Consider the following 20,799-nt stretch of genomic DNA (forward strand, 5'->3'; position numbering starts at 1 on the left):
TTTATGCTCCTGTCCGGTCGAATGGGAGTATTGGCATGACTGATTTGCAAAACTGGACCCCGCGTCCGAAGCCGGAACGCAAAGTGCTTGAAGGCCGCTATGTGCGGCTGGAGCCGCTGGACCCCGGGAAGCATGGCGACGAACTGTTTGCCGCTTCCTCGGTGGAGGACGCGGACCGGCGCTTTACATGGCTGTTCGAGTTTCCCCCCGCGACCCGCGCAGAATTCGAGCCGTGGCTGGAAAAGGCATCCAAAAGCGACGATCCGCTGTTTTTCGCGGTCATTGACAAGGCGAGCGGCAAGGTCGCCGGGCGGCAGGCGCTGATGCGCGTAGACCCCATCCATGGCGTCATCGAGATCGGCAGCATTTATTGGGGCCCGCAGATTTCGCGCAAACCCGCCGCCACGGAAGCGCAGTTCCTCTTCATGCAGTATATTTTTGACGAACTTGGCTACCGCCGCTATGAATGGAAGTGCCACAACGAAAACGGGCCTTCCAAGCGCGCTGCCGAGCGTTTCGGGTTTCAGTTCGAGGGGATTTTCCGCCAGCATATGGTGGCCAAGGGCCGAAACCGCGATACGGCCTGGTTTTCCATTCTCGATAGCGAATGGCCTGCCTTGAAACAAGCCTATCAGGCGTGGCTTGCGCCGGAAAACTTTGATAGTGACGGTCAGCAGAAGAAGAAGCTGGAGGAGTTTCGTGACGGTGGTTGAGCGCAAGAAGAGCAATCCGGCAATCGCCGCCGCCGTCATTCTGATCGGCTTCGGTGTGCTGGCCTATTTCGTGCCGAGCATCATGCTGGCGCTGGGCGAGCGCTCGCAAATCGCAGCGATCATCTTCCCGATTGTTTTCGTTTTGGGCTTCTTCGCGATTTTCTGGCTGCGCTCGAAGCGGCAAAACAAGGATTAACCCACCAGCGAAGCGCTCAACAGCAGCGCGCCCGTCAGGGCGATGAACAGGGCGGCGGCGACTTCGATCGCCGCCTTCAGCCGACCCGACATGGCTTGGCTGCCCGCAAAGCGGAGCGCCGTGTTCTTGGCGGTGACGGCGAGCGTGGCAAGAACAGCCACCGTGAGGAATGTGCCGAAGGCCATCGCGAAGACCGAGAGCAGGCCGCCAACCATCAAGCCGTTCAACAGCGCAAATGTCAGCACGATCAGCGCGCCCGAGCACGGGCGCAAGCCCACCGACAAAATCGCTGACCAGGCCGTCTTCCAGTTGAAATCGTCGCCGAGCGTCGAAGGATCGGCAATATGGGCATTGCCACATGCCGCGCACACATCCCCTTCGCCGATGAAGACGTGGTCCGATGCAGCAGCGGTTGCGGGCTTGTAATTCAGCCTGACAGCACTGCCGGTCGCGGCCGCGCGTGTGGCTTGCGAAATCGTGCCTTGCCATGCCGGGCCGGAAGCCATTGCCGGTTCAGGTGCTGCGGCAAAGAGCGATGCGGTCGGGCCCGGGTCCACATTGTCGCGCTTCCTGAAAAGCAGGGGCAGCTTGCGCGCCAGAAGCCAGAGGCCGAAAAACAGGACGAGCGCAAAACTGGCGATCTCCATGTAGCGCGCTGTCTGGTTCATCGAGATGCCGGTGCCGCGCAGCAGGAACCATGCAAGGCCCACGACGGCAATCGCCATGATCGCCTGCAAAAGCGATGAAATGAACGACAGGAAGATGCCGCGCCGCAGCGCCGTTTCGTTGGCGATCATATAAGACGAAATCACCGCCTTGCCATGGCCCGGCCCTGCCGCGTGGAAAATGCCGTAAACGAAGGAAAGCCCGACCAGAACCGAAGCCTGCCACGGGTCTTCACGCATGGCTTTCAAGGCATTGGTCATGGCGAGATAGAAAGAGCGCTGCTGCTCGTTCATCCAGAGGATGATATGCGCAAAAGGCCCGGTCGGCTTCATCGCCACCTCATTCGCGCCAATACCGAGCGAGGACTGCGCATAGGCTTGCGCGACGATCATCGTTAGGCAAAGGGCCAGAGCGAAGGCTGCCGGTTTTCTCATCAGCCAGTCTTTCCTTTCTCTTCACAGTCTATCTCAAGGCGGGTTGCGAAGATTTTCGACATGTCCGTACCCGCCGGATCGTTGAAGAATGCATCGGTCAGTGTCGCCTGGTTCTGGGCAAGCGCCTCGTCCGGATCGGGGCGGACGACCTTGGATGTGCAGCCTGCGGGCAGGCCCTTCACGATCAGGTCGCTGTCATTCATGTAATTGATGGCTGTATAGAAGGTCGGGTCATAGACGCCGAAGCTGATCTTGTGGCCGGCTGCGAGCTTCAACGGCTTTTCGGGCTTGCTGGTGAAGATGATGAGCAGGCGATTGTCAGTAAAGTCGGCGGCCAGATCGGTCGGCCTTGCCATTTTCACATCCTTGCCGTTGTCCAGAACGGTCTGGAAATATTTGAATTCGGCAATCGAACCATTGATGACATGACCGAGATCGATCAACTCGTTTTTGTCGAGCTGCAAGTCGCCATTCTTGTCGAACTCCATCAGCACGGTTGAGGAGAACACGTCATCGAAGCGCCAGACATGCGCCAGTTTCTCGACGGTGCCGTCTGGTGCGACAGTGAGCTCCAGCCGCGCTTCGGCGAACACATGCGGATGGGCAAGCGCGGGCGCAGGCAAAAGGCTTGCAACCAGAATTGCCGCTGCGGCGGACCGGTTCAACCCGCCTTTAAGCCATGACGATGAGTTCAGCATGTGGGTTTCCGTGAATATTGGCTGAAGTTTAACCGGCAAGGCGGCGAAAGTGGGACGTCGTCCGCAAATTCAGCGTCCTTCTTTCGAGCCGGTTTCCCTGTCCTTGAACCATTGGGTCAGAAAATCCACGAGTGCCCGGATTTTCGCGGGCAGATAACGCCGGTGCGGATAGACCGCGTAGATACCGCCATCCTTCACGATAAATTCGTCGAGACAGGAAACCAGCCTGCCGCGCTCGATTTCTTCTTCGGCGATGAAGGCGGGCAGCATGGAGAAGCCAAGACCGGCGAGTGCGGCATTCTTTGTGGCGACGGGGCTATTCACTTCAATCGGGCCGTTGACGGGAACCGTCATCATCGAGCCGTCCGTGTTGCGGAAATGCCAGTTGTTGCGCGAGCGCGCATTGGTATCGATGATGCAGGGCCGGTCGGCCAGATCTTCGGGGCGTTCGGGCTTGCCGACGCGGGCAATCAGTTCCGGCGCGCCGCACAGGACGGAATGGAACGGCGACAGCCTCTTTGCAATGAGGGAAGAATCCTGCAAGCGCGTGATGCGGATCGCAAGGTCGAAGCCTTCTTCCACCAGATCGACAAAACGGTCGTCCAGCCGCACGTCGAGCACGATTTCGGGATGGGCAAGGCAGAAATCGATGAGCGACTGGCCGATAACGGCATCGGCAAAAGTGCGCGGGGCCGACAGCTTGATGCGGCCGCGCGCATCGGAACTGGTTTCGCTGACGGCATCCTGCAGCGCGTCGATCTCGCGAATGATTTCGACCGCGCGGTGATAATAGGTGTGCCCGGCCTCGGTCAGCGAGAACTGCCGCGTGGTGCGGTTGAGAAGGCGCGCGCCAAGCTCATCCTCCAGTTCGCGCACATATTTGGAAAGAAGTGCCTTGGAACGCCCGATTTTTCGCGCTGCGGCGGAAAAGCCTTCCGCCTCGACCACGTCGATGAAGGCGCGCATACGTGTCAGAGTGTCCATGGTTTAGCCCCGCTTCCCGATGATGTTTCCGGCCAGCGCGATCAGCGCCCGGTCGCTGCCGCGTGGCCCAATGAACGAAATGCCGAAAGGCGCGCCCTGCACCTGCCCCAAGGGTAATGTGATTTGCGGCAGGCCGGAAAGCACCGAAAGGCAGAGCAGGCGCAACGCCTGCTCGCGATAGGCCTGCAAGGTCTCGAAAGGTTCTTTCGCGAGCGGAGCCGCGCCCGGTACGGTCGGCAGCGCCAACACGGCGTCATTCCCGATGATCTTTTCAAGTTCCTGCGTGAACTGCGCCCGGCGCACGCGCTGGCTGGTAACGAGGTCAGCGGCGATTTCCGCACCGAAGGCAAAGCGGTCTGCGACGCCGGGACCGAGCTTGCGATCACCCGAAGAAATCCAGCCGCCATGCGTCGCCCAGGCTTCCGCACCCTGAATATGGCGGAAGACCAGATAGAGTTCATCTATCGAAAGCGTCGGCTGGCTCGCCGCCTTGAGGCTCGCGAAGTGCGGGCGCACTTCGGCAAACATGGTGCGGTAGGCATCCGTTTCGGCCTCGCCCAGCAGAAGCTGTTCCAGAACCGGCATATAAAGAAGCTTCGTCAGCCGGAATTGCTGGCCGTCCTCGCCGAGTAGGATCGCGCCCACCCGGTCGTAAAGCTCTATGTCGCGCGCAAACCATCCGATCGTATCGAGCGACGGCGCAAGTGGCATGATGCCTTCGAGCGGGATACGGCCATGGGTGGTGCGCAGGCCCACGAGGCCGCAAAAGCTTGCAGGAGCGCGAATGGAACCACCGGTGTCGGACCCGAGTGCAATGTCGGCGAGCTTGCCTGCCACAGCCGCCGCCGAACCGGACGATGAGCCGCCGGTAACGCGGTCCGGGGCTGCCGGATTGATCGGATGGGGGAAATGCGAATTCTGCCCCATCAGCGAAAAGGCAAGTTCGTCGGTCTGGGCTTTGCCGACAAATTCCGCCCCGGCGGCGAGAAGCTTTTCCACTACCGGAGCCGATCTTTCGGCGGGGGGTGATTCGGCCTCGATCTGCGGATTGCCGCATCCCGTTACCATTCCAGCAACGTCATAAATGTCTTTTACGGCGAGCCGTTCGCCTTCAAGCGGCCCTTCCAATGCGTGAACTGGCGGCGTTTCAGCTTTTGCAATGATGGCGTTGAAGGGATCGAAACTGGCCATTGTTCACAACATGCAACAATTAACGGGATATTTACGCTCTTCCGAGGCGGGTCTGCGTGTCGAATGTTTCACTAATATTGAACAATGGCAAGCGCGCAGCGCACTGCGATCCTGCCAAAAATAAATTCGCTCATCCAATTTTTTGTCATTGAATGGACACGACTTTGCGCTTATATCGCGCTTGCCCAAAGTCGCACGTGCCTGTGGGTGTCCGCCGATCCTCGAATGGTGAGGAATTCGGTACGGTACCTGGACCTAACCGCTCCAGTCGATCTGATGGCCAACCGCCAGATCGAGGACATCTTGAAGCAACGACGGTGCGGGCCTTTCTAGTGTCTTTCGGCTGTCCAAAAGCCGAAATTACTGAAGAGGCACACCTTCATTGCCAGAAGTGCGGATGCGGTTCTCCAATTCCAATCCAAGGCAGACAAAGCGGAGTAACGCGGATTTAGCGTTGTTCCATCGCCGCATGAGTTTTCGCGTGACATCAGCATCTCCAAAGGCTGGCTTCACGGCGGATGCGTTCATGCACACTTTGTCCCCTTACAAACGGCAGAGACAAGCCGTGCGGGAGAACGACCATGGCAACGCAGCGTATCATTGACTTCCTCAACACCCGACGTCCGGACGGTCCTTGCCTCGTCGTCGACACCGATGTCGTGCGCGACAATTATCTGAGCTTCGAGAAGGCTTTGCCCTATTCGCGCATCTTCTATGCGGTGAAGGCAAATCCCGCGCCGGAAATCCTGCGCCTGCTCGCCTCGCTCGGTTCGTGCTTCGACACTGCTTCGGTTGCCGAGATTGAAATGGCACTGGAAGCTGGCGCCACGCCAAGCCGCATCTCCTATGGCAACACCATCAAGAAGGAGCGCGATATTGCGCGCGCTTTCGAGCTGGGCATTCGCCTTTATGCGGTCGATTGCGTGGAAGAAGTGGAAAAGGTTGCGCGCGCCGCTCCCGGCAGCCGCGTGTTCTGCCGCGTGCTGACCGACGGTGAAGGCGCCGAATGGCCGCTGTCGCGCAAGTTCGGCTGCGTGCCTGCCATGGCCACCGACGTTCTGCGCCACGCAAAGTCGCTCGGCCTCGATTCCTATGGTGTGTCGTTCCATGTCGGCTCGCAGCAGACGGACCTCACCGCATGGGATCGCGCGCTCGGCGATGCGGCCAAGGTGTTCCGCACCCTTGCAGATGAAGGCATCGTTCTGCGCATGGTCAATATGGGCGGCGGTTTCCCGACCCGTTACCTCAAGGACGTGCCGACCGCGCAGGCCTACGGCATGGCGATCTTCGACGCGCTGTCCAAGCATTTCGGCAACCGCATTCCGGAAACCATCATCGAACCGGGCCGCGGCATGGTCGGCAATGCAGGTGTGATCAAGACCGAGGTGGTTCTGGTCTCCCGCAAGGCGGACAACGACAATGTGCGCTGGGTCTATCTCGACATTGGCAAGTTCGGCGGTCTCGCCGAAACCATGGACGAGGCGATCCGCTACCAGATCGTGACCCCGCATGACGGCAGCGAAACCGAACCATGCGTGCTGGCCGGCCCGACCTGCGACAGTGCGGACGTTCTTTACGAAAAGACGCCGTATCCGCTGCCGGTCTCGCTGACCATCGGTGATGAAATCCTCATCGAAGGCACGGGCGCCTACACGACCACCTATTCGGCGGTGGCGTTCAACGGCTTCGAACCGCTCCGATCCTACGTCATCTGATCCATAGGTCTTAAACCTAATGATCCTCTCAATCCGTTCAGTGCCGCAAGGCACTGGACGGGTGTGCTGCTGCCGCCTTGCGGGGATAGATGTGATGAACGCAACTCTGGAAATTCAGGAAAATATCGCAACCGTTGTCGCCCCGGCTTTCACAATTGCCGGCGAGGCGCTGGAGCATGTGCTGGCGCGCGAAGCGCTGCTTGATCGCGCGATGGGCGAAGGTCGCCGCCGCAAATCCTCGGAAAAGCTGCGTCGCGGTCGCCTGCCAGCGGAAGGGCTGGCTTTTGCTGCACTTGGCGAAGATGGAGCGCTCGCAGGCACCGTGCGGCTGTGGGATGTCCATGCCGGGCTGGATGCCTTTGGCTTTCCCGTATCCGCCTTGCTGCTGGGGCCGCTCGCCGTCGAACCTTCCGCCGCCGGTTGCGGCATCGGTTCGGCCTTGATGCGTCATGCGATTGATGAGGCGAGACGCCTTGGCCATGGCGCGATCCTGCTTGTCGGTGATCCGGAATATTACGGGCGCTTCGGCTTTACCGCGGAAAAGACCGGCGAGCTTGCCATGCCCGGCCCCTATGAAAAACGTCGGTTTCTGGCGCTTGAACTGAAGCCCGGCCATCTCGACGGGGCGCATGGCATCTTGCGCGCCAGCGGGCGCAAGGTGCCGCGTGCCGAGGCACCCGCACGCCGGTCAGCATGAGTTAGGACAGGCGCAGCAGCCGTCCGAAATTGCGGACGGCTGCGATCGCAAGACCTGCGAGGAAGCCTGCAATCAGTCCCGCGATGACGATCAGCTTGCGCGACGTGCTGGCCGGATCGAGCGGCGGACGGGCTTCCGAAAGAACCCTGACATTGGCCGTATTCAGCCCTTCCTGTTCGTTCGTCTCGCGCGAGCGCAGGAGGAAGGCTTCGTAGACGGAGCGGCGCGCCGTGGCTTCGCGCTCAAGCTCACGCAATTTCACCAGATCGCCGCTATTGTTCGCCTGCTGGGACTTGAGCTGTGCCAGACGCGCGGTCAGGTCCTTTTCCTGCTGAGCGGACCGGGCCACCTCGACTTGCAGTGAGGAGCGGATGCGCCGCAATTCGGCATCGATATCGTTCAGCACCGTGCCAGCCTGCGACTGCGCCTGAATGAGCGCCGGGTGACGGGGGCCGAGCTGGGTGGATAAGCCGCTTGCCGTTTGGCGCGCCTGCGCATATTGCGCCCGCAGCGCCGTCAGCGTGTTGGATCGCAAATCTTCCGGCAGAGTCCCGGCCACCACGCTGTCGGAGGTGGCGTTGCTCAGCACCTGCACCCGGGCCTGAAGCCGCATGGTTTCGGCGCGCTGGTTGGTCAGTTGGTCGTTGAGCCGCGTCAGGTCGTTGTCGCTGATCAGTTTGCCGTCGACATTGACGAGATCGTGCGAGGCGCGGAAATCAGCCGCTGCGCGCTCCGCCTGTTCGACACTGGCGCGCATATCGGCAAGCCGGTTCGACAATTCGTCCGAGGTGCGCCGTGCGGCATCGGATTGCAGCGATGCAAGCTCGCTCTGGAAAACGGAACTGATCGTGTTCGCAAGCGAGGCCGATTTTTGCGGATCGCGGGTTTTCACCGAGATCGAATAGATGAAGGTCTTGGCATCGCGGCCAATCGCGATGCTCTTGTGCAGGTTATAGAGCACGCGGGTTTGCAGCGTCTGGCTGTCGCTCGCCTTTTTGGGCGACAACATATCCCTGATCTGCGCAAACAGCCCGGCAATGCCGGTCGGAACCAGAGTACCGTTGAATTCAGGGTCCTTTGTCAGGTCCGTCTTGTCGATCACCTTCAGCAGCACGCTGCTGGAATCGATAATGCGGGCCTGGCTTTCCGCAACGGCAAGCGACGCATCGGTCGGAAGCTGCCCCGGCGTCAGCTCGTCTCCAACTGTCTTGATGTTGCGCGGATCGACCAGAATATCGGTCGAAGCGACATATATCTGCGGCAGCGACAATGCATAGAGCGCGGCGACCACACCGCCCACTATGGTAGTAACCAGCAGGAGCCTGCGCGATCCCCGCACCACATCAATGGCGATGCGCGGATCGATCAGCGGTTTCCATTCGGCATCCGAGACCGGGCGGTCGGCGACAGGGCGCTCGCGCCGAACCGTGTCACCGGTCGGCTCAGGAGTCGCAGCGTCAGTCTCGATTGCGATTTTGCGACGTTGGCGTTCCCGAATCTTGCGTTCCAGCTCCGCTTCGATCAGTGCGACACGTTTTTGCAACTCGGCCACATCCGCATCGTCCGGTTCTTGCTCGATAACGGGTTCCGGCGTTTCTTGCGGATCGTGATCGTGTCGATGAAAGAACGCAGCGCGTTCATCCGATGTCGCGGGCGGCGTCCATGGCGGTGCGGCTTCGCTGTCACCGCCGCCAGCCGGGCGACCGGTTGGGCGCGCATCGGAAAATGCGAGAAGAGGTTTTTCACCTCCCGCCTTTCTGCGCTCCTCATGATCGCTCATTGTCGAATTCGTCCGTATCTGTAGCCGTCGCGACCGCTTCCGGTATCAACCGCTGCTATGAAATCCATAAACCGGAGCTTGCGCATCCCAAACCGGAATCCGCCCACCCCAAACCTGATGGCTGAATGTAATTTTTTATAGAAAACAAAAAGTTAAAATAACGTCGGGCTGAACCGCAAAATGCTCAGCTCGACTATTTTAGCTTTTGCTTGATTGCTCTTTGAGCTTGCAAAGAAGAGTTTAAGTCTTTTTTGCTAAATCTCCTTCCTGCGCTTCCCGTTCCGAAGGGTCAAACGCATATCAGATCACGATAAATGAGGCTCCCTGTTGATAGCGAAAGCGCTCTGGAAATTGTCGGGCAACAATGCCGGAGTGGTGCGCGATTACCTGTCGCTGTTTTCCGGCTCTGCTGGCAGGCTGGTGGTTTCACTTGTCTATTTCATCGCGCTCGCCAATACGCTGCCGACCGGCGATTTCGGTATATTTGCCACTGCATCGGGCACCGGGGTGGTGCTGTCGCGCATCGTTTCACTCGGGTTCAGTTCGCCGCTTTACCGCATATCGACCGTGAAGCCGCGATTGCTCGGCATCTACACGGCGGGCTTTCTCGCCGCCATTCTGGCGTCGCTGCCCCTGTTCGCGCTGGCGTCCTGGCTGGTTTATTTCGTCTTTTTCAGTCGCGATATTTCCTTTCTGCCTTTCGCCGTCGTGGTGTTTGCCGAGGCCCTGTTCTGGCGGTCGACCGAAATCGTCATCATCGTCAATAATGGCCTGCGCCGGTTCGGCATATCGGCGGGGCTGGTGATCTTCGGCACGGCCACGCGAGCTGTCGCCGCCGTTCTGTTCATGTGGCTGGCAAGCGTCCACGATATCGCTCATTGGGCATGGTGGTATGCAGCGGCCAATGGCGTTGCGCTGCTGACGGCGCTGAAATTCTACCCGTCTGTCCGGCTCCGCTTCAAACCATCGCTTTATATGCGGCGGGTTTCGGATGCGATTGCCGTGATGGGGGCCGAACTGCTGTTCTATATTCAGGCCGAGCTGGACAAGCTTCTCGTGCTGACCGTGGGCGGGCCTGCAACCGCGGGGCTCTACGCGATCATCATGCGGCTTGTGGATCTGACTGCCTTGCCAGTCCGGTCCTTCAACATGATGCTGGTGCAAAAGCTCATGCGTGCGCCCGACATGCTGTCCTCTTTGCGCATCCGCGCCGGACTGGAGTTTGCGGTCTTCGCGGTCTCGGTGGCAGGTCTCGGCGCGATGGTTGTGTTCCTGCAAATCTTCCCGAATGCGCTCGGAGCAAGCGTCGCGCCGATTGTCGGGCTGCTGCCGCTGGTGCTGCTCGTACCGGGTTTGCGCAACCTGATCGAATACCAGACCGAGATTCTATATGCGCGCGGCCAGTCCGGTCTCAGGACATTGAGCATGGTGCTGATGACCGCCGCCAAGGCGTTCTTCGTCTGGCTGCTGCTGGTGAACTATGCCGACAATCAGGACTGGATTCTGGGGCTCAATATCGTGTTTGGCGGCCTTTATCTGCTGTCGCTGGTTTTCACCTATACGAGCATCCGTTTGCCAGCCAAACGAATTTGAGGTTCAGGCTCCGATAATGCGTCGTATGTCATCGACCGAAAGACCGAGGAAAGACTGCATGCCGATGGCAACCTGATGCGGCTCCATTTCGGCAATGAAGGTGCGGAATTCCTCTTCGCTCGGCGGCGGCGCGAACCATTGCATCCGGCAGAGATCATGTGTGTCGCTGTAATGGCCTGAGCCTTGCAGCACGTCATCGACATAGCGGCCATAGATGAAGCACTCGGAAAAGCGCCTTATATTGCCAAGGGCTGCCACCCAATGCTGTCCGGTATGGGCTTCGATCCGCTCACACATCGAAATCACGCTGTCGCGCCGCCATGAGACGAGCTGGCCGATATAGTCATTGAGCCCGCTTTTGCCGTTCTCGATACCGAGCAGTTTCGCCGCATTGGCCGCCCAGACCGGATGCTCCGGCCATTGGGGATTGGCGAGCGCGTTGGGGCGCACGAAAAGCCGAAGCTGTCCTCCATGCCAGAGCGTGCCGCAATCGAAGGGGCGCAGAAAAGCCGTGTCGGAATCCGTATAGAGAAAGCCGTCTTCCTCCACGGCACCGGCAAGCGCGATCCGGCGCAACTGCTGCACGTGCCAGCCGCGCAGCGGCTTGGTGCGCAGCGAAAGCCAGACCCGCCTGCGCCACAGATAGGTCGGGTCCCAGAAGGCATGCAGCCACGAGGGCAGAAGATCGCGTTCATCGATGATGATGCGGTGCGCGCTTTCAAGCTTGCGGAACAGGGCAACATCCTTGCTGTCCACAAGGATGTAGTGCTTTGTGAAACCGCTGACATATTTGTCCACGGTCTCGCAAAGCAGCCTGCAACGCTCGAAATCCTGATCCCAACTCGCCGTGACGATTGCGGTTTTCACCGGGTTTCTCCCTTCATCGAGCCTTTGGCAACGCGCCACAGAAATACGGGATTGCCGATGAGATAGCGCTTTGCGAGGCGTCGCGGTTCCTGCAACAGCCGGTGCACCCATTCCATCTGGATTTTGCGTACCCATCGCGGTGCGCGCTGCACCCGGCCCGTATGCAGGTCGAACAGCGCCCCGACCGCGCTGGCCACCGTGCAATGTTCGGCCGTGATATGCTTGTCGATGAAGAGTTCCTGACGCGGAACGCCCATGGCGACGAGCAATATATCGGGATGGAAATCCTTCAATTGCGCCAGAATGCCGTCGAGATCGGCAGGCTTGAAGAAGCCATCGGAAATGACGCGATATTCGTGATGCGGGATCTGCTGCATGAAAAGTTGCGCGGTATCGTCAGCGACGCCCGGACCGCCGCCGAGAAGCGCAACCTTCAGCGGGCGTTTCATATGCTGCAAAAGCGCCGGGATGAAGTCCGTTCCGTTGAGATTGGCCGGGAACTTGCCGCCATAGGCGACCTTGCTGGCGATATCAACACCCACTCCATCAGGCAGGATCAGGAAATCGCGCAACGCGGCGCGGTAATCCGGATTCTCATCCGCAATGTTGGAATTGTTGGCGTTGAGCCAGCCCTGCTTCATGAACTGGCCGTCATTGATGCGCTTCTCGAAGAAGGCGAAGGCGCTGTCCCAATCGAAACAGGCGACCTTCACGCCAAGGATATTCCGGTAAGTTACATTCTCGGTATGCATCATGCCTGGTCCGTCGTTCTTTTGTCGTCGTGAAGAGCTTGCAGACCGCGGGCAACCGCGCGGTCCATGCCTTCGATTTGTGACCTCGTGAAGGCCTTGCCATCCAATCTCTGGCGATCCCCCGATCTAATCTTTTCGATCCGTTCGACGATTGCCGCGGCGAATGCCCGTGGATCGTCGGCAACGGTGCAGTTGTCCGGAATATGATCGATGCCGCGCACGGAATGCGTTGTGGCGACGCTTGGCATGCCAAGCTCGAATGTTTCAATCGTTTTCAGCTGCACGCCGGTCCCCGCCCGGCTGACAAGCGGCACGAGTGCGCTGCTTTCCACAAATTCGGTAGCATCCGGCACCTTGCCTACAAAATCCACGTCCGACCCTGCGCCGGACCATGCAGCGATCAGGTCGGCGGGCGTGTTGCCTGCAATCGCGATGGAAATATCGCCGGGAAGATGCGGCTTTACCTCGCGGAGAAACCATTCGAGCCCGATTCTGTTCGGATGCCATGTCCATGTGCCGATCAGGGCAAGGTCATGTTTTATAGGACGCTGCTGCGCTGTCCGTGTTCCGCCCGGCGTGACGAGCGGCATCGTTGCGAACCGGTCAGGGGCAAGTCCCAGCGCCGGGCCATCATCGTCGGCAAAGGTGAAGACGAAACGCGCCTTTCCGCTGAGGCGGCTTTCCAGCCCTTTCAAAATGCGGGCCTCGCGCGCGAACAGGAACTTCTGGATGAAACTTCCAGCGTCGGCGGCATTTTCCTCCGCCGAGCGATATTCCACATTATGCGCCACGAACAGCGACGGCTTGTCCTTGAAAATATCTTCAAACGCGCCGGGCAGGGTCACGCCATTCAACACATAGGCGTCGAACGGGCCGATCTGCGCGATAGCCTCGCGCAGTTTCTGCGCCGGGATCACCCGCAACTTGGCCGAGGAAACGGTGAGGCCGGTCAGGAAGGACTTCACCACCCAGCCGATCTTGCGCTTTATGCCGGCCCCCTCGGTCCGCACTTCGACTTCGCCCAATACGACCGTATCCGCAGCATCGGCTTTCACGCCCGGCCATGTGAAGCCAAGCACGGTCACCTTCGCACCCGAACGGCGCAGGCCATCGACGACGGCGGCATTCGCCACTTCATAGCCGGTGGTCGGGATTCCATGTGGAACAATCGATGTTACGAAAACAAGGTGTGGGGACGGCAAGGCAGCTCCTGAGCATCATGGATCAGTGTTCTCTATGATAGTTTCAGGCGGTGCTTACAACCACGCGGTGAACTTTTCTTTAATTGTTTTTGAATAGGCCGATTGAAAACATGGGCAATTAAATATTGGGCGACATAATGTCTGTATTACCGGATCATATACAAGTAATAGCTAAAACACCTGGACTTCGTTTCGATGAAGTTGAAGTGGTTGTGACCCTGCCGACATTTCGCCGTCCGGAGCATGTCATCCGTACCCTCGATACGCTGAACGCTCAAGTCACGAGCCGCCGCTTCGCGGTGGTGGTGATCGAGAACGAGGCGGAGGACCGGGAAGGCGCGAAAGTGGCGGCGCCGCAGTTCGAGGCCGGAAAATATACCGGCATGCTGATCGTCGAATCCCATCGCGGCAACTGCAACGCATATAATGCCGGCTGGCTGACAGCGACGACCTATTTCCCGAATTTCAAATATGTCATCGTCATCGATGACGACGAACTGGCCGATCCGGCCTGGATCGAAAACATGGTGGCGACCGCCGAGCGCTATAATGCGAGCCTTGTTGGCGGCCCCCAATATCCGATCTTTGAAAAGCCGGGATCGGAAAAATGGGCGAAACATCCTGTCTTCCTGCCGCATTACAGCAAGACCGGCCCGGTTCCGATCATTTATTCGTCCGGCAACCTGCTGATTGCGCGCCCGGTGCTGGAAGCCATCGGTTATCCGTTCATGGACCTGAAGTTCAACTTCACCGGCGGCGGCGATTCGGATTTCATCAATCGCTCGCGGGCCAAGGGCTTCAATATTGCCTGGTGCAATGAAGGCATTGTCCGCGAAACCATCCCGGCACGACGGCTGGAAAAGGACTGGATTACCGCGCGCGGCCTGCGCAACGGCGTTCTGTCGACGCTGATCGAACAGCGCCAGCGCAAGGACGAGCCTTTCGGTCAGGTGCGCGTTTTTTTGAAAAGTCTTGCTCTTCTGGGGTATTCTCCGATCAAGGCCCTCCGGCGCGGCATCGCGGCGCGCTTCGTGCCGGTCGGGACCTATTTCCTCCATATCGGGCTCGGCCGCGTCATGGCCCATTTTGGGTATCTGAATGAGCAATATCGCAACCCGGACAAGAACTGACGCCCGTTCCGATGTTGCGGCGCAAATGAACGTGCGGGCGACAGTCCGCACGATTGCGCTTGTTATCGCCACGATAACATTCTGTATTCTGCTGATTTCCTTCCGTCCTTTCAATCCGCTCAGCGCAGCGGCGAGCGGGGACACGTCAGGCGGCGGCGATGCCATCAATCAGCTCGGTTTCGGCTGTCTCGGTGCCGTGGCGCTCCTGTCGCTTGCGATGTTCGCCGATCCGAAGAAGGTGGTCAAAATCGTCAGCCCCGGCTGGCTGCTGATGTTTGCCTTCCTGCTGGCATCGGTTTTCGCAAGCCCCGATCCGGCGACCGCGATACGCGGCGTATTGCTGACAATGATCGGCATTCTGACGGTCGTTGCCGTCTTGAGCCTGCCGCAGGATGGCGACGCCTATTCGGCGATGCTGGTCACGGTGGCGTCAATCGTCATCGTTATTTCCTATGCGGGCGTGGTGCTTCTGCCAAATCTCGGCACACATGGCGCCGACGCGCTGGAACCGCAAAACGCCTATCTCTGGCGCGGCGTCTTCACACACAAGAACATTGCCGGGCCGGTCATGGCGGCCTTTTCCTTCGCCGGTGTCTATCTGTGGCGGCGCGGCTGGCGGGTGAGCGGGTTCCTGATAGCCATTTCAGCATTGATCTTCGTTGCGCAGACAGGATCGAAGACGACGGCAGCACTGGTGCCGCTGGCCATGCTGTTGGTAATCGGTCCCGGCATTTTCGGCCTCCGCTTCCTTGCGCCGGTAGCGGTATTCTCGATCCAGTTTCTGCTCGCGCTGTTTACTTTCGGCACGGTCCTGTTTGAACCGATGCACCAACTTGTTCTGCAACTTGACGTCGACCCCACCTTTACCGGGCGCACGTCCATCTGGGCCTTTGCGGTGGAGGCGCTTTCCCACCGGCCATGGACCGGCTTTGGCTATGAAAGCTTCTGGGGCACACCGATAGCGAAGCAAGCTGCCAATCCCTACTATCTGGACTGGGACGTGCGCGGCATCGTGCACGGGCACAATGGTTACCTCGATATTGCGCTATCGATGGGAATTCCGGCGCTGGTCTGCGCCATTTTTGTCATTATCGTCATGCCGCTGGTCAATTATATGCGGTGCCGTCCGGTGCGCGAAAATCTTCTGCTTGCCGATTTCTTCCTGATGATCGTGTTCTTCGGGACGCTCAACGCCATGCTGGAAAGCTTTTTCTTCCGCCGCATGGACCCGGTCTGGCTCACGCTCATCTTTGCGATCTTCGGCCTCAGGCTGACCGCGAAAATCATCATCCCGAAACGATAGAGCGGTTCCAGTGAAAACAGAATCTTGGAACCGCCCTAACGCATTGTTTACACGCATTATCCAACGCAAAACCGCTTCGCACTTTTGCTGGAAATGCTTTTAGCCGGAGCCACTTCATGAATATCGCAATCGTCGGGACCGGATTTGTGGCCGACTATTACATGACCACCCTGCGCAATTATCCCGAGCTGACGCTGCGCGGCGCCTATGATCGCTCGCCCGAGCGGCTGAAGGCGTTCTGCGCGCATTATTCGGTCAGCGCCTATGACAGTTTCGAGGCTGTGCTCGCCGATCCTGACGTCGAGATCGTCGTCAACCTGACCACGCCCGAAAGCCATTTTGAAATATCCCATGCAGCGCTTGTCGCCGGTAAGCATGTCTATTCCGAAAAGCCGCTGGCGATGAATTATGAGGATGCGAAAGCGCTGGTCGCTTTTGCACGGCAATCCGGTCTCACGCTTGCGGCAGCTCCGGCAAACGGCCTCAGCGATGCCTATCGTCTGGTGGCAAGCGTCATCAACGGCATTGGTATGCCGCGCCTTGTCTATGCCGAAATGGAAGACGGGCCGGTATTTCGCGACAAATGGTCAAGCTGGCGTTCGCAGTCGGGCGCACCATGGCCGGGCCTGCACGAGTTCGAGATCGGCTGCACGCTGGAACATGCAGGCTATGCGCTGTCATGGCTGGTGTCGCTGTTCGGTCCCGTCGAGCGCGTCTCGGCATTTTCCGCCATAACCTTTCCGGACAAGGGGCCGGGAACCGAACACCTGCACATGGCGCCCGATTTTTCGGTCGGCTGTCTCGTTTTCAAGTCGGGATTGGTGGCGCGTCTCACATCGGGGCTTGCCATGCCGAAGGACCGCAGCCTGACGATCATTGCCGACAAGGGCTCGATTGTGGTCGACGATCTCTGGGATAATCGCTCGGCTGTCCGCCTTGAGCGCACGGAGGAAAAGCGCCGCTTTATGGCGCGCCTGTTCGGCATTCTGGAAATGCGCATCGGCAAGTTCCTGTCATGGAAACCCACCGTCGGCACGAAACTGTCCTATCCCAAGGCCGACAAGCGGTCGCTGCCCATGTACCCCTCGCAGATCGATTTCGTGCGCGGCATCGCCGATCAGGCCCGCGCCATCCGGACGGGCGACAAGGCCTTCTTTTCCGGCGATGTGGCGCTGCATATCACCGAAATCGCGCTTGCCCTGAACAATGCTGGCGAGAATGCACAGCCCTACAGGATGAGAAGCAGTTTTTAGAGAGTTGATCCGATTGCATCAGCTCGTTTCTCTAAAAATTTGTCTTAGCGCGCATCTTACTCCGAAAACCGTTTCACACTTTTCGGGATGCGCTTCTAACCCTTGGACAGCACCTTGCGGACAATGTCGGCAACGGCGGCGCTTTGGTCGAGCGGCATGAAGGCGCTCGATATCTGCCCGCCGCGCACCGCATCGCGGACCGCTTCGGCCTGAAACTGCAATCCGTTGCCGGAAAAGGCGTAAGTTTCAATCGTGCGGCCCGGCAGAGGCAGCCGGTTCAGGACCTTGCCGATAAAACCTTTGCCGCCATTCGGCCCGAGCGATGATCGTGCTGCGAAAGCCGAAAACAGCGTCAGCCTCTGGGCTTTCAGAAATGGCGCGTGGATCAGGATCGTGCCTTTGGTTCCCTCGATCAACATGCGGTTCTCGCCGTCGCGGTCGAAACCGCAGGAGAGGTTGGCCGTGGCTCCCGGCCAGCCAAGCTGGAACTCGGTGCGCATGTCCACACCGCTTTTGGCGCGCTGCCAGCGACCGTCGACATGATCCGGCAGGCCCAGGAAATACAGTGCCAGCGAAACCGGATAGACGCCGAGATCGAATGCCGCCCCGCCGCCAAGCTCCGGACTGAAAAACCGGCTTTGCGGATCATAGGCACGGATATAGGACAGATCGGCTTCGATGCGCGTCACCGCGCCGATGCGCCCGCTTTCGATATGCCGTTTGGCGGCGCGGATCGCTGGCAGAAAGCGGCTCCACATCGCCTCCATGGCGAAGACGTTTTTTGCCTTTGCGGCGGCTTCGATCTGCCTTGCGCCAGCGGCGTCGAGCGAGAGCGGCTTTTCGATCAGGCATGGCTTGCCTGCCGCGATTGCCTGCATGGCCTGCAGCACATGCATGGCGCTCGGGGTCGCTATATAGACCGCATCGATATCCGGATGGGCAAGAAACGCGCCTGAATCATGGAACGCCTTGTCAGCGCCGATGCGCCGGCGGAAAGTTTCGGCGGTCTCGGCCGCGCGCGAGCAGACAGCGGCGACCCGCATCCCGGTGCTTGCCTGAATATCGTCGGCAAAGGCGTTGGCTATCGTGCCCGTGCCCCATATGCCCCAGCGAAAGTCCTTCTTTGTCTGCTTGTCCTGATTCACGTGCTTGCCCCGCAGCTTCATACAGGTGCTATATAGCTCATGTAATGCGGCTAACGAAGTTTCTTTGTCCTGTGAGGATGTCTTTCATAAGGTGGATGCGATGAGCGGATTTGTCGTGGCTGTAGCGCGGGATGGCGAGCACCGTTTTTCAAAACAGGTGGTGCCGGAAATCCGCATCGTCACGGGGCTGGGCGTCGAAGGCGACGCGCATCAGGGCGTGACGGTGAAGCACCGTTCTCGCGTGCGGGCCGACCCGACGCAACCCAATCTGCGGCAGGTTCATCTCATTCACGCCGAGCTTTTCGACGAACTGGCGGAAAAGGGTTTTGACGTCGCGCCCGCTGATCTTGGCGAGAACATCACCACGCGCGGCATCGATCTTCTGGGCTTGCCGCAAGGCGCGCTGATCAGGATCGGCGACGCAGTTGTTCTGGAAACGACGGGCCTGCGCAACCCCTGCGCCCAGATAGAGAATTTCCAGGCCGGGCTTCTCGATGCCGTGCTGGATCGCACGCCCGATGGCGAACTCGTCCGCAAGTCCGGCATCATGACCATCGTTCTCGCAGGCGGCACGGTGAAGGCGAATGATGCGATTGCCATTGAATTGCCGCCGCTGCCGCATCGCAAGCTGGAACGGGTGTGAAAAGCGCAAAATGTGGGCTTTTCGCGCGGGCTAACCGATTTAACAAGGCAGTTATGCAGGCAAAACCGGTGATTTTCGTGAGGGAAGGTCTATCAACTTTGCGTCATATGCCCTAGATCATCCCACAATAGGATACAGATTGACATGCGCTGCTGCCGAAACCCGGCGGCAGCCTGTTCTTATCGGTTCGGCTTGTCGGCGTTCGATGTTGCGCATGTGTCTGGACGACGGCTGGCCGGTTGCATTTCTAAAGGGCACAAAATGGAAAAAGCAGATATCGGAATGGTCGGCCTTGGCGTCATGGGTTCCAACCTGGCGCTGAACATAGCCGAGAAGGGCTATACGGTAGCCGTCTACGACCGTGATGAGCCTGTGCTGAAAGCCTTTCTCGAGAAGGCTGGCCCGCTGCGCGACAAGATCATTCCTTGCCCCACTTTCGAGGATCTCGCGGCCAATATCCGCAAGCCGCGTCCGATCATCTTCCTGATCAAGGCAGGCGCCCCCGTCGATGCTGAGACCACCCGCCTCAAGGCCTATCTTGAGAAGGGCGACATCATGATCGACGCCGGCAATTCCGATTACCGCGACACGGTGCGCCGCCTGAAGGCGCTTGGCCCCAACGATCCGACCTTTGTCGGCATGGGCGTTTCTGGCGGCGCGGAGGGCGCGCGCCATGGCCCGTCGATGATGGTTGGCGGGACCGAGGAAGCCTATGAGCGCATCGCGCCGATCCTGCTTGCCGCTGCCGCCAAATACAAGGACGAACCTTGCTGTGCGCTGGTAGGCCCCGATGGCGCCGGTCACTTCGTCAAGACGATCCACAACGGCATCGAATATGCCGACATGCAGATGATTGCCGAAATCTACGGCATCCTGCGCGACGGCCTTGGGCTGTCGGCCCCGGCCATCGGTGACGTGTTCGAGAAATGGAATCAGGGTCCGCTCAATTCCTATCTGATCGAAATCACGGCCAAGGTGCTGAAAGCGACCGATCCCGAAACCGGCAAGGCGATGGTCGACATGATCCTCGATGAAGCCGGTCAGAAGGGCACGGGTCGCTGGGCGGCCATTGAGGCGCAGATGCTGGGCGTTCCGGCAACGGCAATCGAAGCAGCGGTCGCCGCGCGCTCGCTGTCTTCGCTGAAAGCGGCGCGTGCGCTTGCCGCGGAAGCTTACAATCCGGGAAAGCGCAGCCTCGATATTGCCGAGCAGGCGAAATTCCTTGCCGATCTGGAGCAGGGGCTGCTGGCAGGCAAGATCGCCGCTTACGCTCAAGGCTTCGCGGTAATGGAAGCCGCCTCGCAGGAGCATGGCTGGAACATTCCGCTTGCCGAAACCGCCCGCATCTGGCGCGCAGGCTGCATCATTCGTTCGCAGCTTCTGGACGATATCGCCCATGCTTTTGAGGATAGCGAAAGCCGCAACCTGCTTTTGGCGCCTGCCTTTGTCGAACGCATGAGCAAGGCTTCCAGCGGCCTTCGCCAGATCGTCGCCAAGGCAGCGCTCGCAGGTCTGCCTCTGCCCGCTTTGGGTTCGGCGCTCAGCTATTTCGACAGCTTCACGCAGGCGCTTGGCACCGCCAATCTCATTCAGGGCCAGCGCGATTTCTTCGGTTCGCACGGCTTCAAGCGTATTGATAAGGACGGGGATTTCCACGGTCCCTGGGGCTGAGATCTTTCGGTCCCTGACCCGCCTGCAAATGGCGTCTTTCTGCGATCCGGTGCCCACGTACTTAATGTACGCTGCGCTCCGGTTCTCGAAAGCCACCATTTTCGGCACGTCATGAACCGAAATCTCACCAGCCCATCGCGCGTGTCATCAACAACAAAGCCGCCCT

At 59.3% G+C, this 20,799-nt stretch carries 19 protein-coding genes; 10 read left to right on the forward strand and 9 right to left on the reverse strand.

From position 1 onward, the window contains the following. The first annotated feature begins 35 nt into the window (after positions 1 to 35). Together F9K78_RS08865 and F9K78_RS08870 are read left to right on the forward strand one after the other, a co-directional pair. The gene (locus F9K78_RS08865) at positions 36 to 713 is read left to right on the forward strand and encodes a GNAT family N-acetyltransferase (protein ID WP_121983463.1); all 678 of its coding nucleotides are present in this window, start codon (positions 36 to 38) and stop codon (positions 711 to 713) included. Further along, on the forward strand, positions 700 to 909 hold the full coding sequence (locus F9K78_RS08870) for a hypothetical protein (protein WP_121983464.1): 210 nt from the start codon (positions 700 to 702) through the stop codon (positions 907 to 909). Before F9K78_RS08865 ends, F9K78_RS08870 begins: the two co-directional genes overlap by 14 nt. On the opposite strand, the gene F9K78_RS08875 is transcribed toward F9K78_RS08870, so the two are convergent. The 4 genes from F9K78_RS08875 to F9K78_RS08890 all read right to left on the reverse strand — a co-directional run bounded on the left by F9K78_RS08875 (position 906) and on the right by F9K78_RS08890 (position 4,882). Further along, positions 906 to 2,009 (reverse strand): nickel/cobalt transporter, encoded by a 1,104-nt coding sequence (locus F9K78_RS08875; protein ID WP_121985431.1) that lies wholly within the window; start codon positions 2,007 to 2,009, stop codon positions 906 to 908. The genes F9K78_RS08870 and F9K78_RS08875 overlap by 4 nt on opposite strands. After that, positions 2,009 to 2,707 carry a DUF1007 family protein gene (locus F9K78_RS08880; RefSeq protein ID WP_121985430.1) on the reverse strand — a complete coding sequence of 233 codons (699 nt, stop codon included), beginning with the start codon at positions 2,705 to 2,707 and terminating at the stop codon, positions 2,009 to 2,011. The genes F9K78_RS08875 and F9K78_RS08880 overlap by 1 nt, the downstream gene beginning before the upstream one ends. A gap of 69 nt (positions 2,708 to 2,776) precedes the next feature. Beyond that, positions 2,777 to 3,691, reverse strand: coding sequence for a LysR family transcriptional regulator (locus F9K78_RS08885; protein ID WP_121983467.1), 915 nt, complete (start codon positions 3,689 to 3,691; stop codon positions 2,777 to 2,779). A 3-nt stretch (positions 3,692 to 3,694) separates the two neighbouring features. Next, positions 3,695 to 4,882 (reverse strand): amidase, encoded by a 1,188-nt coding sequence (locus F9K78_RS08890; protein WP_121985429.1) that lies wholly within the window; start codon positions 4,880 to 4,882, stop codon positions 3,695 to 3,697. Positions 4,883 to 5,463: 581 nt separating this feature from the next. Between F9K78_RS08890 and odc2 the strand changes: the two genes are divergently transcribed. Together odc2 and F9K78_RS08900 are read left to right on the forward strand one after the other, a co-directional pair. Then, the gene (gene odc2, locus F9K78_RS08895; protein WP_121985428.1) at positions 5,464 to 6,597 is read left to right on the forward strand and encodes an ornithine/lysine decarboxylase; all 1,134 of its coding nucleotides are present in this window, start codon (positions 5,464 to 5,466) and stop codon (positions 6,595 to 6,597) included. A 94-nt stretch (positions 6,598 to 6,691) separates the two neighbouring features. Next, positions 6,692 to 7,294, forward strand: coding sequence for a GNAT family N-acetyltransferase (locus tag F9K78_RS08900; RefSeq protein ID WP_121985427.1), 603 nt, complete (start codon positions 6,692 to 6,694; stop codon positions 7,292 to 7,294). Position 7,295: 1 nt separating this feature from the next. Here the strand turns inward: F9K78_RS08900 and F9K78_RS08905 are convergent, their stop codons facing one another. Next, positions 7,296 to 9,074: a GumC family protein gene (locus tag F9K78_RS08905; protein ID WP_121985426.1), complete on the reverse strand. Its 1,779-nt coding sequence runs from the start codon at positions 9,072 to 9,074 to the stop codon at positions 7,296 to 7,298. A gap of 327 nt (positions 9,075 to 9,401) precedes the next feature. Between F9K78_RS08905 and F9K78_RS08910 the strand changes: the two genes are divergently transcribed. Beyond that, positions 9,402 to 10,667 carry a lipopolysaccharide biosynthesis protein gene (locus F9K78_RS08910; RefSeq protein ID WP_121985425.1) on the forward strand — a complete coding sequence of 422 codons (1,266 nt, stop codon included), beginning with the start codon at positions 9,402 to 9,404 and terminating at the stop codon, positions 10,665 to 10,667. Positions 10,668 to 10,670: 3 nt separating this feature from the next. Here the strand turns inward: F9K78_RS08910 and F9K78_RS08915 are convergent, their stop codons facing one another. The 3 genes from F9K78_RS08915 to F9K78_RS08925 are packed head-to-tail and all read right to left on the reverse strand — an operon-like array spanning position 10,671 to position 13,488. Next, positions 10,671 to 11,534, reverse strand: a complete 864-nt coding sequence (locus F9K78_RS08915; RefSeq protein ID WP_176024300.1) for a DUF6492 family protein — start codon at positions 11,532 to 11,534, stop codon at positions 10,671 to 10,673. Next, positions 11,531 to 12,289 carry a WecB/TagA/CpsF family glycosyltransferase gene (locus F9K78_RS08920; RefSeq protein ID WP_122066823.1) on the reverse strand — a complete coding sequence of 253 codons (759 nt, stop codon included), beginning with the start codon at positions 12,287 to 12,289 and terminating at the stop codon, positions 11,531 to 11,533. The genes F9K78_RS08915 and F9K78_RS08920 overlap by 4 nt, the downstream gene beginning before the upstream one ends. Continuing rightward, positions 12,286 to 13,488: a glycosyltransferase gene (locus tag F9K78_RS08925; RefSeq protein ID WP_121985423.1), complete on the reverse strand. Its 1,203-nt coding sequence runs from the start codon at positions 13,486 to 13,488 to the stop codon at positions 12,286 to 12,288. Before F9K78_RS08925 ends, F9K78_RS08920 begins: the two co-directional genes overlap by 4 nt. 137 nt (positions 13,489 to 13,625) lie before the next feature. Here F9K78_RS08925 and F9K78_RS08930 point away from each other — a divergent pair, with 137 nt between their 5' ends. The 3 genes from F9K78_RS08930 to F9K78_RS08940 all read left to right on the forward strand — a co-directional run bounded on the left by F9K78_RS08930 (position 13,626) and on the right by F9K78_RS08940 (position 17,174). Continuing rightward, complete coding sequence (locus tag F9K78_RS08930; protein ID WP_121985422.1) at positions 13,626 to 14,618, forward strand: glycosyltransferase family 2 protein; 993 nt, start codon at positions 13,626 to 13,628, stop codon at positions 14,616 to 14,618. Beyond that, complete coding sequence (locus F9K78_RS08935) at positions 14,587 to 15,921, forward strand: O-antigen ligase family protein (RefSeq protein WP_121985421.1); 1,335 nt, start codon at positions 14,587 to 14,589, stop codon at positions 15,919 to 15,921. Before F9K78_RS08930 ends, F9K78_RS08935 begins: the two co-directional genes overlap by 32 nt. 116 nt (positions 15,922 to 16,037) lie before the next feature. Beyond that, a complete protein-coding gene (locus F9K78_RS08940) occupies positions 16,038 to 17,174 on the forward strand; it encodes a Gfo/Idh/MocA family protein (protein WP_122066822.1) in 1,137 nt (378 codons plus the stop codon). 95 nt (positions 17,175 to 17,269) lie between these two features. Here the strand turns inward: F9K78_RS08940 and F9K78_RS08945 are convergent, their stop codons facing one another. Next, on the reverse strand, positions 17,270 to 18,319 hold the full coding sequence (locus F9K78_RS08945; RefSeq protein ID WP_121985512.1) for a Gfo/Idh/MocA family protein: 1,050 nt from the start codon (positions 18,317 to 18,319) through the stop codon (positions 17,270 to 17,272). 100 nt (positions 18,320 to 18,419) lie between these two features. Here F9K78_RS08945 and F9K78_RS08950 point away from each other — a divergent pair, with 100 nt between their 5' ends. Beyond that, the gene (locus F9K78_RS08950) at positions 18,420 to 18,962 is read left to right on the forward strand and encodes an MOSC domain-containing protein (RefSeq protein ID WP_121985419.1); all 543 of its coding nucleotides are present in this window, start codon (positions 18,420 to 18,422) and stop codon (positions 18,960 to 18,962) included. Positions 18,963 to 19,223: 261 nt separating this feature from the next. Beyond that, positions 19,224 to 20,633 (forward strand): NADP-dependent phosphogluconate dehydrogenase, encoded by a 1,410-nt coding sequence (gene gndA, locus F9K78_RS08955; RefSeq protein ID WP_121985418.1) that lies wholly within the window; start codon positions 19,224 to 19,226, stop codon positions 20,631 to 20,633. Positions 20,634 to 20,799: the final 166 nt, after the last annotated feature.

Source organism: Brucella pseudintermedia, assembly GCF_008932435.1.
GTDB classification, from domain to species: Bacteria; Pseudomonadota; Alphaproteobacteria; order Rhizobiales; family Rhizobiaceae; genus Brucella; species Brucella pseudintermedia.